Origin of the sequence: Oceanobacter antarcticus, assembly GCF_044962685.1 — a bacterium.
In the GTDB taxonomy this organism is placed as follows: Bacteria; Pseudomonadota; Gammaproteobacteria; order Pseudomonadales; family Oceanobacteraceae; genus Oceanobacter; species Oceanobacter antarcticus.
Window position 1 is genome coordinate 101,591 of record NZ_JBBKTX010000017.1, and the last position, 13,955, is coordinate 115,545.

A 13,955-nucleotide genomic window follows, 5' to 3' on the forward strand; every position below is an offset into this window, starting at 1 on the left:
CCGGCCCTGTGTTAACAGCGCCGGGTTTTTTGTTTTTTACTGCGGATACCGGAGCAACCAATGACACCATCTTCACTCACTCAGGATGAAATCGTTCGTGTTTTGGCGGGGCCGCTGTCCGCCTGGGAATTGATAAGCGAAGAGAACCAATCGATGTTACAGCGCAAGGTAAAGACCCAGAATTTCGGGCAGTCGCTGGGGTTGGCTAATCGCACAGGAGAACTGGCAGAGGAACAGAATCACCACCCCTAGTGGTGGTGGGGTAGCCTGACGATTCATATCTGAAGCCACGAGCAACGGGCCATTTCTCCCTTCTGCATCCAGTTGGCCATCTTGAGAAGATGCTCTTGTCCGAAGGTTGAGTACCCTGGAATCTGAGGTCGTTTTTGGCAACCATAGCCGGCAGATTGCACCATTGATACCTCAATAAAGCTCCAGTACAAACGCGTCATAGGAGTGTATCGACGTCAAATTCGTTATTAATAGCTGTCACAATAACGTCTTCTTTCTGACATAAAAGCTCATTCAAGTTGTCATTTTCTGCGACTAGCCTATGCCGCACTTAGACCTCTATAAACAATCGATGAGAGAGTGCGTTATGGAATTCAAGAAAAACAAACTGCTGCAGGCATTGCTGATGGCCGCTCTGGCTACTGGTCTGGCTGCTTGTGGTTCAGATGGCGACGATGGCAAAGACGGCGTTGCTGGTGCTGACGGTGACAAGGGTGATCCAGGTACTGATGGTGAAGATTTAACAGCGGCAGATCATACGACTGCAACTTATGGTACCGAGCTGACGTTTGTGGGTGTAAGCGCTCCAGCAACTGATGCTGACAAGCGCGCTATCTTCGCTTCTTCAGCGATTGTTGGCGAAGGAACTTTTGGTGGATCCTTCAATCTGTTGGCTCGTTCTGGTACTGATTACAATGGTGTGACCTTTGGCCAATTGATCAACGAAACCGGTACTGTTCTTCAGAGCAATGACGGTAGCATCAACGTCACCAACAGCAACGAACACACGTCACTGTTGCCTATCGGTGACAAGTTGTTCTCTGTTTCTCAAATGGAATCTACTCCTGGAGCCATGTTCCTGATGGAACTGAATCAGGATGACGATACTGGCGCTCTGTCTGTTAAAAGTATGAAGCAGATTGATCAGTCTGGTGTGAACGGTGGTTGGGTACATTGTGCAGCTTCTGTTACTCCATGGACCACTCACCTGGCCTCTGAAGAATATGAACCGAATGCCCGTAACCCGGATAGCGGCCAACGTAGCATGCTGTCCTACTACGAGGACGAAGCTTCCTGGAACCCGTACTTTTACGGCTGGAATATCGAAATCGAAGTCTCTGAAGATGCATCTACCGATCTGACCAAGCATTACGCCATGGGTCGTCTGGCATTTGAGCTGGCTTATGTAATGCCAGACTCCAAAACAACTTATATGACAGATGACGGCACCAACGTTGGCCTCTATATGTTTGTTGCGGATACCGCTGGTGATCTGACCGCTGGTACTTTGTACGCCGCCAAGTGGACACAGACTTCTGCTGATAATGGCGGAACGGCAGACATCAGCTGGATCGACTTGGGCCACGCATCTGATGATGATGTGAAACCTTATGTTGTTGGTACTGATACACAAGAACAGCTGACCTTCACTGACCTGTTTGACAGCGAAGATGTCACGGATGGTGCTTGCGCAACTGACGGCTTCACTTACGTGGATACTGCTAGCGGTGGCGCTGAGTGTTTGAAAGTGATCGAAGGTATGGAAACTCAGGCCTCTCGTATGGAAACCCGTCGTTATGCTGCGATAAAAGGTGCTTCCATCGAATTCAAGAAAGAAGAAGGCGTCACGTTCGATCCAACTCGTAGCAAGTTGTACGTTGGCATGTCCAGTGTTGGTAGTGGCATGAGCGATAGCAGCGGTGACATTCAGCTGGCTGAAAGCAATGATTGTGGCATCGTCTATCAGTTGGATGTAGCAGCAGATACAGACATCGGCTCTGACTACGTTGCCAACTCTATGTACTCACTGGTAGAAGGTGTTCCTGTTTCTGAGTCAGAGCAAGTGACTGGTTTCGCAGATAACAACTCTTGTCATATTGATGGCATCGCCAACCCGGACAACGTGACGTACATGTCTGGCTACGACAAGCTGATTATCGGTGAAGACACGGGTTCTGGTCACCAGAATGATGTGATCTGGTCTTATGAGTTTGATGATGAATCACTGACTCGTATCCAGACTACGCCTTACGGTGCAGAAACCACGTCTCCTTACTGGTATCCGAACATCAATGGCTGGGCTTATCTGATGTCGGTTATTCAGCATCCATATGGTGAGTCTGATCGCGATATGGACACAGGTGCTGGTGAAGACATGGCTTATACCGGTTATGTTGGTCCTTTCCCTGGTATCGCTGAGTAATAATATCAGTATGAGTTTATAAGGGCGGGGAGACCCGCCCTTTTTCTGTTTGTGAGGTTGTTGTGAGAATTTTCCATTTGTTGTTAACGTCCGGTTCTATGGTTGCTGGATTACTAGCGTTTGATGTCGTTGCTGAAACCTCGTCAAATAGCAGTCTTGTAAAAAAGCAGGTGAGTGATTACCTGACCGCGGATCGCCTTGATAACAAGACTCCTTATTTACTACCTCAGTGTTATACCGACCCGGTAGATGACAGTGGATCTTATAATCCTTGTTATGCTTGTCATACCGCAAGTAAAGAACCTAACTATTTTAGTGATATAGATGTTCAGGTTGCTTATAACATGCCAGAACCAGGAGTGCATAATTCTTGGGAAAATGTATTCAAAGACCGTACGAAGGCAATTGAAAAAATAACCGATGATGAAATTCTTAATTATGTAAGGCACGATAATTATTCCAGTCATAATGGTGAGATTTATCTGGCAGAGAAATTGAAGAATGTCCCTGCAGAATGGGATCGCAACAAAAACGGTCAATGGGATGGCTATATCCCGGATGTCTGGTTCGATTTTGATAATCAGGGATTTGATCATGACCCTTCTGGCAACCCGACAGGCTGGCGTGTATTTGCTTACTATCCGTTTCTGGGTACCTTTATGCCAACCAACGGTTCAACGGACGACGTGTTGATTCGTTTGCCTGAGGCGTTTCGTGAACTCAAGCCGGGGGAATATGATCAGGAAACCTACATAATCAACCTGGCCATTGTGGAAAGCCTGATGAAGCAGCAGGATGTGGTTATTCCTGAAGTGGATGAAAATCGCTATGGCGTTGATCTGAATAAAGATGGAAAGCTCGGTAAAAGCCATCTAATTCGTTATGAATGGGCCCCACTTGACAAAATCTATATGAGCTATGTGGGTCAGGCCAAAAAACAGCTGGAAAATAAACAGGTGCATTTGGCGGCACGTTTATATCCAGAAGGAACAGAGTTTGTACATACCGTGCGTTATATCGATGTGGATGATCAGGGTAAAACCAGTATTGCTCCACGGATGAAAGAGCTTCGATATGGCCGTAAAGCCAGCTGGCGCACTTATTTTAATTTGCAGCGCTATGTGGAAAAAGAAGAGAAAGAACGCTACGACTTCCCGGAACGTACCAAAACGGTTATTGGTAATATGGAAGAAGGCCTGATTGTTCCTCTGGGCTGGGTGTATCAAGGATTTATTGAAGACAAGGCCGGTGACCTAAGACCACAAAGTTACGAAGAAAACTACTTCTGTGTTGGCTGCCACTCCGGTATTGGGGCGACCAATGACTCAACTTTCGCCTTTACGCGCAAACTGGATTCCGGGCATTCATTCCAGAATGGCTGGTACCATTGGATGGAAAAAGGCTTTGAAGGCGTTAAGGATCATGTCCGTGAAGACGGTCAGGGAGAATACGCTTTTTATCTGGAGCACAATCCAACGGGTAACGAGTTCAGAACAAACGATGAAGTTCGCAACAAGTTTTTCAACCCGGATGGTAGTAAGAAACCAAAAGCGTTTGAGCGCTTGAAAACGGATATTAGCTATCTGTTGATGCCAAGTCGTGAAAGAGCTCTGACGTTGAACAAGGCTTACAAAGTGATTGTCGATGAGCAAAGTTACACACAGGGACGGGATGTGGTCATCACGCCTCTGAAAGTGGTTCAGAAAGACGTACAGCTGTATGGCCCAACCGGGATCACTGATGTGTTGAGTTATTACTAATTAACCGATAAGGCGGCTCTGGCCGGGCCGCTTTCTTTCCGTTAATTATTAACCGTTGCAATTTTATAGCAGGGGGTATACTCCCCTGTTATTTTCATACGCTCGTTAGCCACCATGCGAGCCAGCAAGGCGTCCATCTCGGCCATAATTTGCGGATCACCATTCAACAGGTAGGGGCCATGCTCCTGTACCCGCTTGATGCCGTCTGCTTTTACGTTACCTGCAACAATGCCGGAAAAGGCACGGCGCAAGTCGGCGGCCAGCTGGTGTCCTGGTGCTTTTAGCGACAGGTTGAGTGCTGCCATGGCTTCGTGGGTCGGATCGAACGGGTGTTGGAAGTCTGCTTCGATATGTAATGACCAGTTAAAAAAGTAGGCATCTTTTTGCTGTTGCCGCCAGATCTTGACGCCGTGGATCCCGGTTTTGATTGCCTGGGCGACCGCTTGTGGGTCATCAATAATCAGTTGGTAACGAGCCTGGGCTTTTGCGCCTAATGTGGTTCCGATAAAGCGGTCGATCGCTTGCAGATAGTCTTCTGTCTCTTTTGGTCCGGTAATGATGACCGGAAACGGCAGGGTAGCGTTATCCGGGTGGGTGAGAATCCCCAGCAGGTAGAGCAGTTCCTCGGCAGTCCCCGGCCCGCCAGGAAAAATAACAATGCCGTGTGCCATGCGCACAAAGGCTTCCAGGCGTTTTTCAATGTCTGGCAAAATCACCAGTTCGTTGACGATGGGGTTTGGGGCTTCGGTGGCGATAATGCCGGGTTCGGTAATGCCAATATAACGGCCGTTGCGGTTGTGTTGTTTGGCGTGGCCGATGGTGGCCCCTTTCATGGGGCCTTTCATCGCGCCGGGGCCACAGCCGGTACCGATATCCAACCCGCGCAGACCGAGGTGATAGCCGACTTCTTTGCAGTATTTGTATTCGCTGCGTGGAATGGAATGGCCTCCCCAACATACTGCCAGATTGGGTAGCTGATCCGCCCGTAAGACATCGGCATTACGTAGCAGGTGAAAAATGGCGTTGGTGATGTCTTCGCTGTTGTTCAAGTCAAAGCGCTGGGCTTTGATAATGGAATCCTGGGCGTAGAGAACATCCCGCAGTACAGAAAATAATTGCTCCCGTACACCGCGAATAATTTCGTTGTCGACAAAGGCGCTGGCCGGGGGGTTGATCAGTCGTAATACCAGGCCCCGATCTTCTTGTTCAAAGTGGATATCGAACGGCTGATAGGCTGCTTCTATTTCAACATAGCTGTCGTTCTGGCTACCGGCACTCAATACCGCGTAGCAGCAGCGCCGTACCAGGTCGTGAGCCTGACTGCTGACGTCTCGTAATTGTTGTATTTCGTAGCGCGACAGTACGCGCAGATGGGTTTTGGGGTGAATCAGTTCATAGCTGTTCATGGATGTGGTCATTTCCTGCCGTCGGTCGTATTGATCACTATAGGCTGCGGGTAAAAAAACTGCAGCAATAACAGCATGTAAGCCATCGGAGTTAAGGAATCTGAGGGCGATTATTGGGCGGGTCATTGATGGCTGCATTTGCCAGGACGTGCAGTGTCGAAGCATTGACCGTCAGACCCAGAGGGTGATTTCGGGGTAACGACTGAGGGCTCTCAGGCAGTCGCTACGGGTCAGAATGCCGGTGATCAGGTCATGTTCAACGACGGGTAGGCAACCAATGTGTTGTTCGCACAGCAGCGCTGCGGCCTGGCGAATGTCGGTATGAGCTTCGACGCACATCACTGGATGGCTGGCGATCGCCATCAGTGTTGCTGGGGATTGATGTTGGTCGGGTGAGGCGTAGTAAGTGAGCAGGTCCCGGTCAGAAAGCAGCCCTTGAATCCGTTGTTCTGTAACGACCGGCAAGTGGCGAAAGGGGTGCTCGCGCAGGCATAACCAGGCTTCTTCAAGGGTGGCTGTTGCTGGCAGGGTGGTGGGTGAAACGGTCATCAGCTCGGCTACGTACAGCACCGGGCGGGGAGTGTTGTCTTGTTGTCGATCCTGTTGCTGATAGCGGTGGATCGCTGGGTTGCGGGGTGGGTTATGACCCGCTGGTGTTGTTTCGCTGCCGGCATTCGGGTGGATAGCGCTGGCAGGGCTGATGGCCCCGGTACGCTCGACCTTGCGGGCTGTTGGCTGCTCTGGGGTGATGACTCGTTGCCCCATATCAAAACTGATAATGGCCATGATGCTCTCCGTCTGTTGCCAGGCACATACAATGAGCGGATTAGCGGTTAAACTCGGCGTACCTTCAATGATGGGTTCACCAAGACGGTTTCCGGCAGCGTTAAATATTATCTGTCGATGCGCGGCAAACGAACAGCTTGTACTGCTGTTGGTGCGCTTCGCTCTGACAACCGTTCAAGACATTTTTAAGCATAGCGTGGTAACAGGCAGAATTCTTATGGAACGTGTATATCGATTGACGATTTCCTGTCCAGATCGGGTCGGAATTGTTGCTCGGGTGGGGCAGTTTTTTTCCGGCCTGGGTGGCTGGATTGTTGAGGCCAATCATTATTCAGATGCGGCCACCGGTCGGTTCTTTATGCGTCACTGTATTCGGGCGGAGTCGCTGCCCTTCGAGATTGACGAGCTGCGCCGTCGTTTTGCGGAGATTGCCACCGAGTTCGATATGGACTGGCACATCAATGACTCCGGCAGCGCGAAAAAAGTCATTCTGATGGCGAGTAAGGGCAGCCACTGCCTGGTCGATTTGTTGCACCGCTGGCACAGCCAGGAACTGATGTGTGATATCCCCTGTGTGATTTCCAATCACGACACCTTGCGCTCGCTGGTGGAGTGGCACGGTATCCCGTTTTTTCATGTGCCGGTTGATAAAGACAACAAGGCGGAACATTTTCGCCGGGTGAATGCGATCGTGGAAGAACACAAGGCCGATACCATCGTACTGGCGCGTTATATGCAAATTTTGCCGCCAGAGTTATGTGCGCGGTATATCGGTCAGGTAATCAATATTCATCACAGTTTTTTGCCGTCGTTTGTAGGCGCGCGGCCTTATCACCAGGCGGCCGATCGTGGGGTGAAGTTGATCGGTGCCACCTGTCATTACGTGACCCAGGAATTGGATGCGGGCCCTATCATCGACCAGGATGTTATTCGGATCAGCCATAACGACACCGTGGACGATATGGTACGGCTGGGCAAGGACGTGGAAAAAATGGTGTTGGCGCGCGGCGTGCGTAGCCATCTGGAAGATCGGGTACTGCTGCATGGTAACAAGACCATCGTGTTCTGACCCCCTGTTGCTCACTTCATACTTTATCAGGCAGGCCACAGGGCCTGCCTGATTTCTTTCTGAATGCCGGTTTGTTGTCTAGACTTTTGGTTGTAGCTAGCTGGTGCCGGGCCGGTTTGGCGCTGACAAGGCGTAGATTTTTTTGTTACAGAACTTAACAAAAGCAGCGGCCATTCTCGGTGGATTCATACTTTGGAGGGATGAGTATGAGCGCTTTGGCAGACTATATTCCTCTCATAGCTGTGGCTATGGATGCCTCCTTATCCATTCACAGTACTAATAACAACAATACGACAGGTAGCAATATGGTTAACAAGACGTTTCTCGGTCTGGCCATTGCGGCAGCAACTGCGGGCTTGGTTGGCTGCAACATCAGCAGTGTGGATGGCAATAGTGAAGTCGATCAAACCTCGGTGCTCGCCGGTAGTGGGGAAAATCAGGATACTTTTGTTTCTCCGATGTTTAATCCCGCTACGTCAGAATTACCGTTAAATATCGATTTTCTGTTCAAAACCTACCCGACTAATACCGATGGCTCTGCCGTCGACGCCACCGATGTGGATGGCACTCTGTATTATGCTGCGGGCAAAGACATCGCTCCGCTGTCGGCGACGGGTGACATCAACCCTGATTACAACCCGGTCTACGATGCCATTAACGATCTGGATGGTTTTTCTGTTACGGCGCCGTTTGATATTGCCTTTGATGGTGAGTTGTCGACCGACGTTGCCGCTGGCTCCGTCTATCTGGTGCCACTGAACTATGAGGGTGGAGCCAAGCTGGGTTCTCTGGACCCTGCAGCGCCGTTTCAATACCTGAGCATGCCTGCTATTCGTGCCGAGGTGGTGAGTTACACCGATGGCAACCTCAGTAACAACGTACTTCGTATCAGCCCAACTGAGCCGTTACTGGAAAGCACCCGTTATCTGGTGGTGGTGCTCGACAGCCTGCTGGGCGCCAATGGCAATCAGATTGATGCCTCGACGCAATACAAGTACCTGTCTGATCCGGATCTGGAAGCCTATTCGGATGCTCTTGAATCTGCCAAGTCAGCGGTAGAAGGCTGGCAGCAACTGGCGGAAGGTTTTGTCGGCGGTGTACTGCAGCGCAGCGATGTTCATGTTGCGCTTGCCTACACCTTTACCACCGGCGGTTCAACGGCCGTGATGAATGCCATGGCCGCCCCCGGTAACGTCAACAGTGCCTTGAGCAACAAGGATATTCCAGCGGTGGTGCAGAATTATCTCAACACCACTAGCGACGATGCCAGCACTCAAATGGCGACCGTCACCATGATGGCCAGTGGTGATACCGCGACCGCTACGGCGCTGATTCAGGGCAATACCCTGTTGGCTACCTTGCCGACACCGGCACCGCGCAAAACGGATTTCAGTACCAGTGCGTCAGTTCCTTCAGCCTTGTTGGCGGCTGGTTTGCAGTCGACATTCCGCAGTGGCCGTATTGAACTGCCGTATTATCACAGCGCGCCAGAGGGTGCCTACAGTGGTGAGAGTCCGGCCGCCGGTTATGGCTGTACACCGTCGAGTGCAACGGACTCTGACTGTTTGCTGAAACAGCTGACAGCCGCCAATGTGATTACTTCACAGTGGGTGTCTGATGCCGATGTGATCAGCAATATTCAGCTGGCGCTGGGAGCCGACGCGACAACGGCGGCGGCTTATGCGGCACCTTCTGAAAACGTCACCGATTTGTTCCCGTTTGCCGCAGCCCAGGGCACCGTGTCAGCGCCGGTACTGGTGGTTGAGCCGGTTTCCAGTTGCGTCAAACCGACGACCGGCTGGCCAGTGGTGATTTATCAACACGGTTTACGCTCCCAGCGCCTGGATACCTTGCCGCTGGCAGACCAGTTCGCCCAGAACTGTTATGCCACGGTCGCCATTGACCTGCCGCTACACGGGGTGATGCCAACCGATACGGTGGATCTGTCCGCCATGCTGGGGGCCGAATTTGCGGCAGTACCGGCCCTGGCGATTGTTGAGGGCAGCGAACACAGCGAGAACAGTGCAACCAGTTTGTACGCCTTGGGGCAAAGCGAGGGCACGGCCGCGTTGCTGGCCAAGGTGACGGAGATTGTTACGGCCCAAACTTACAGTCAGCGTCACTTTGGGCTGACCGCCAATGGCGTAGCACCAACAGCGGTCAGCGCAACGGATGCTGCCGCGAATGTCTCCGGTTCGCTTTACATTAACTTTGTGCGCTTCCAGACCACGCGCGATAACACCCGTCAGGCAGTGATGGATTTACTCAACCTTAATGCGTCGATTCCGTTTATGGATATCGATGGTGACGGTAACGGCGTGTTGAACAGTGCGCCGGATTTTGATGCCAGCAAGATCTATTTTGCCGGTATTTCGTTGGGTGCGATTGTCGGTACCGAATTTGTGGCGATCAATAACGCCAATACGCTGGCGGCCAATGCCACAGGTAACAGTGCCTTGAATCCGGTGCAGGCTGCCGCTTTTGGTGTTCCTGGTGGTGGGTTGGCAAAAATGCTTGAACATTCCGATGCCTATGGCCCGACAATCGTGGCAGGACTGACAGATCCCGACAGCTTTAACCTCACTCAGGGCGGCTCGGACTATGAGTCACTGATGTATGTGTATCAGGCGACCGTGGATGCCTCTGACCCGATCAACTACGTTAAACAGCTGGCAGCCACCGGTACGCCTTATACCCTGATTGAGGCGGTGGGTGATCACGTTATTCCGAATACGGTTGATGATGCCCCGTTATCGGGTACCGAACCGTTGATTGATGTTCTGAGTGCGACGCTGGTGGATACCTCGTCCGATTTGTCGGCCATTCATCCGGTGCAGGTTGCCTTGCGCCTCAATGCGGATTTGAGCAGTCATATCTCGATGGCGGTACCGGATACAAGCGATGCGACTGCGGAAACGGCTGCGACCTTTGGTGTTATCGCCAACCACATTGTGAGCCTGTTTAACGATCCGGCAGCACCGACTCTGGTCGATGGTGGCGCTGGTATTGTTGAAGCAGCGGCAGAGTAAAGGGGCGACCATGAATAATAAGAATACAGGCGGGCACGCGATGAAAAAGCTTCCACTGGCTCTGGCCATTTCGGCTCTTGCAGCCACTTCTGTTCAGGCAACCGAGTTTGCTGTTGGCGCGATCGATATGCGACTGGACAACACCGTCAGTGCCGGTATCGGCTGGCGACTACAGGAACCTGGTGCGTATCAGATAATGCCTGGTAATGGTGCGGCCTCGGGCAACGATGCGACGGGTTCTTCGTACAATTATGACGACGGCACACAGAACTACGGCAAGGGTGATGTCTATACCCGAGTGATAAAATGGACATCCGATCTGGAAATGACCTATCAAAATTACGGCGGTTTTTTCCGGGTTCGGGCATTTTATGACGATGCCATCATGAATGACGATACGGATTTCAAGGCACTCAGTAATGAAACCAAGGATGCTGCGGGTCGTGGTTATGACTTGCTGGATGCGTATGTCTGGGGTGATTTTGATATTGGCGAGACACCGCTCTCGGTACGTCTGGGACGTCAGGTATTAAGCTGGGGTGAAAGCACTTTTATTCAGGGCGGTATCAACAGCATTAATCCGGTGGATGCCTCGGCGTTCCGTAAACCTGGGGCAGAGCTGAAAGAAGGTTTGTTGCCCGTCAACATGCTGTACACCTCGGTCGGCCTGACCCCGGATCTGTCGATGGAAGCCTTCTATCAGCTGCAGTGGGAAAAGACCCGGACTGATCCATGCGGCACCTTCTTCTCTTCGTCCGATTTTGTTGCCGACGGCTGTGGCCCGGTGATCTTGGGAGGTAGCTCCAGTGAGCTGGATATCCTGGCAGCCCGAGATCAGGAAGTGGCGGACAATCAGCCCCTGTCTGAACGGGTTGCACCGGTGGCGGAACGATTGTCTGACGATGAACCCAGAGATTCTGGCCAATATGGTCTGGCATTACGTTGGTATTCCGAAGCGTTGGGTGACACGGAATTTGGTGCCTACTACATGAATATTCACAGCCGTTTGCCGTTTATCAACGGCGTGGTGGTGAATAAGTCTGACAGCAGTTACTACAATGCCAATGCCACCTACGAGAGCAATTATCCGCTCTACCAGATTGCTTATCCTGAAGATATTCAGGTGATGGGATTAAGTTTTGCGACGGCGACAGAAGGCGGTGCCTCGGTATCTGGAGAAATCAGTTATCGCCCGGATATGCCCTTGCAGTGGAATGCGTTTGAGCTGCTGCTGGCTGGTAACGCTGCTCCCTATAGCCGTATGTATCAGCAGCGGCTGGCCGAAGTTGGCGGTAACCCGGCTGATTTATCGGGTGAACTGGCCGTTGGTTACGATCAGTTTGATATGTGGCAGGCACAAACCACCTATATTGCGTTCTTTGATCGTATCCTTGGTTCCGACCGTGCAGCCCTGGTGGGTGAGTTGGGGATGAGCTTTATCCCGGATCTGCCAGATACGGACGATGCTCGTTACGGCCGCTCGGGCGCTTACGGTATTGGTAACAACGATGGCGTTTATAGCGCTGCAGGGGATACCAACTTCTGTACCGCCGACACCGTACCAGGCACTAATGAAGCAAATAGTGGTAAAAACGTGCATGCTGCCAATTGTACCGATGACGGCTACGTTACCCGGCTTTCTGGCGGTGTGCGTTTGCGTATGTCATTCGACTACAACAATGCGCTGGCAGGGGTCAACATCACCCCGATTGTGTCGCTTGCCTATGACAAGGGTAATGGCCCAGAACCCGGTGCCCAGTTTATTGATAACCGCCTGACCACCGGTTTGGCCATGCGCTTTGTGTATCTGAACAAGACATCGGTCGATGTGAGCTATACCAATTACACCGGCGGTGATTACAACCAGATTAAAGACCGCGACAACATCAGTCTGTCTGTATCCTATTCATTTTAATTGGCAGACAGTGGAACAAGCGAGGAACACAGAATGATCAAATCGACGATACGTGTGCTGGGCAGTGCACTGATGCTTTCGCTGCTCGGGCTGTCTGCAGAGGCCGCAGTGACGGCCGCAGAAGCTGCTAAATTGGGTAATGAGCTGACCCCTATGGGTGCCAACAAGGCCGGGTCGGGTGATATTCCCGCCTGGACCGGTGGCCTGACGCAGGCCCCGGCCGGATACGTCAGTGGTGGTAAGCTGGTTGATCCGTTTGCTGACGAAAAGCCACTGTTTGTGATCAATAGTAGTAACTACAAGCAATACGCCGACAAAATGTCGGCTGGCCAAAAAGCCATGTTTGAAAAATACCCGGACAGTTACCGTATGCCGGTCTATCCCTCCCATCGTACCGCTGCGTATCCTCGCAGCATCTACGATGTGACGGCCAGTAATGCGACGGCGACCAAACTGGTTGATGGTGGCAACGGTCTGGAGAACTACGTCGACGGTACTCCCTTTCCCATGCCCAAAACGGGCCTGGAAGTGATTTGGAACCATATCGTCCGTTATCGCGGCGGCAGTGTCGAACGTACTATCGGCCAGGTAACACCCCAGGCGAGTGGTGACTACACGCTGGTCCGTTTTCAGGAAGAGTTCACTTTCAGTGACAAGCTGACCGACTACACGCCGGGTCAGGACGACAACGTGTTGTTCTATTTCAAACAGGATGTACTGTCTCCGGCCCGTCTGGCCGGTAACGTACTGCTGGTGCATGAAACCCTGGATCAGGTAAAAGAACCGCGCAAGGCGTGGATCTACAATGCCGGTTCACGCAAGGTTCGCCGGGCACCGACCATTGCCTACGACAGCCCTGGCACAGCGTCCGACGGCATGCGTACTTCGGATAACTTCGATATGTACAATGGTGCACCCGATCGCTACGAGTGGAAGCTGATTGGCAAGCAGGATATGTATGTTCCGTATAACAGCTACAAGCTGAAGTCTGACACACTGAAGTACGATGACATTGTCAAGCCTGGCCATATTAACCAGGATCTTGCCCGTTACGAATTACACCGCGTCTGGAAGGTGGAAGCGACACTGAAAGATGGCATGCGCCATGTTTATGCCAAGCGGGTGTTTTATATAGATGAAGATACCTGGCAGGCATCGGTCATTGATCATTATGATGGCCGTGGGTTGCTGTGGCGTGTGGCGGAAGGCCATGAGGTGATGTACTACAATGCTACGGTGCCATGGTACGGCCTGGAAGTACTCTACGACCTGACCTCCGGCCGTTACCTGGCGTTGGGTCTGGATAATGAAGAGGACGGTTCGTACGTCTTTGGCGCAGAGCGCTCGTCCAGTGACTACACCACCTCGGCGTTGCGTCGTTCAGGGCGACGCTGATTCTGCTTGTTGTTGCAGTTAATAAAAAACCGGCGATGGCCTAATGCTGTTCACTTAAGCCATTTACTCATCTGAGCAGTATCTGGAAAATCCGATGTCAGACCATGACATCGGATTTTTTTATGTCCATTCAGCAAGATCTTCTCGACCTAGACGAACTC

General features: G+C 51.7%; 9 protein-coding genes. 7 read left to right on the forward strand and 2 right to left on the reverse strand.

Features of this window, described 5'->3' with window-relative positions; genetic code table 11:
• Window positions 1-60: 60 nt before the first annotated feature.
• The 3 genes from WG929_RS14325 to WG929_RS14335 all read left to right on the forward strand — a co-directional run bounded on the left by WG929_RS14325 (window position 61) and on the right by WG929_RS14335 (window position 4,194).
• Complete coding sequence (locus tag WG929_RS14325) at window positions 61-252, forward strand: 4a-hydroxytetrahydrobiopterin dehydratase (RefSeq protein ID WP_416206601.1); 192 nt, start codon at window positions 61-63, stop codon at window positions 250-252.
• A gap of 346 nt (window positions 253-598) precedes the next feature.
• Entirely contained in the window at window positions 599-2,434 is a 1,836-nt protein-coding gene (locus tag WG929_RS14330; RefSeq protein ID WP_416206602.1) for an alkaline phosphatase PhoX, read from the forward strand.
• A 62-nt stretch (window positions 2,435-2,496) separates the two neighbouring features.
• Window positions 2,497-4,194, forward strand: a complete 1,698-nt coding sequence (locus WG929_RS14335) for an Aq_1262 family (lipo)protein (protein WP_416206603.1) — start codon at window positions 2,497-2,499, stop codon at window positions 4,192-4,194.
• Between the two features lie 41 nt (window positions 4,195-4,235).
• Here the strand turns inward: WG929_RS14335 and ppnN are convergent, their stop codons facing one another.
• Together ppnN and WG929_RS14345 are read right to left on the reverse strand one after the other, a co-directional pair.
• A complete protein-coding gene (gene ppnN, locus WG929_RS14340; protein WP_416206604.1) occupies window positions 4,236-5,600 on the reverse strand; it encodes a nucleotide 5'-monophosphate nucleosidase PpnN in 1,365 nt (454 codons plus the stop codon).
• 171 nt (window positions 5,601-5,771) lie between these two features.
• Entirely contained in the window at window positions 5,772-6,386 is a 615-nt protein-coding gene (locus WG929_RS14345) for a CBS domain-containing protein (RefSeq protein ID WP_416206605.1), read from the reverse strand.
• Between the two features lie 217 nt (window positions 6,387-6,603).
• Between WG929_RS14345 and purU the strand changes: the two genes are divergently transcribed.
• The 4 genes from purU to WG929_RS14365 all read left to right on the forward strand — a co-directional run bounded on the left by purU (window position 6,604) and on the right by WG929_RS14365 (window position 13,794).
• The gene (gene purU, locus WG929_RS14350) at window positions 6,604-7,455 is read left to right on the forward strand and encodes a formyltetrahydrofolate deformylase (RefSeq protein ID WP_369857038.1); all 852 of its coding nucleotides are present in this window, start codon (window positions 6,604-6,606) and stop codon (window positions 7,453-7,455) included.
• Window positions 7,456-7,661: 206 nt separating this feature from the next.
• The gene (locus tag WG929_RS14355; protein WP_416206606.1) at window positions 7,662-10,484 is read left to right on the forward strand and encodes a hypothetical protein; all 2,823 of its coding nucleotides are present in this window, start codon (window positions 7,662-7,664) and stop codon (window positions 10,482-10,484) included.
• A gap of 40 nt (window positions 10,485-10,524) precedes the next feature.
• Window positions 10,525-12,399: a DUF1302 domain-containing protein gene (locus tag WG929_RS14360; protein ID WP_416206607.1), complete on the forward strand. Its 1,875-nt coding sequence runs from the start codon at window positions 10,525-10,527 to the stop codon at window positions 12,397-12,399.
• Between the two features lie 33 nt (window positions 12,400-12,432).
• Window positions 12,433-13,794 carry a DUF1329 domain-containing protein gene (locus WG929_RS14365; RefSeq protein ID WP_416206608.1) on the forward strand — a complete coding sequence of 454 codons (1,362 nt, stop codon included), beginning with the start codon at window positions 12,433-12,435 and terminating at the stop codon, window positions 13,792-13,794.
• The last annotated feature ends 161 nt before the right edge of the window (window positions 13,795-13,955 follow it).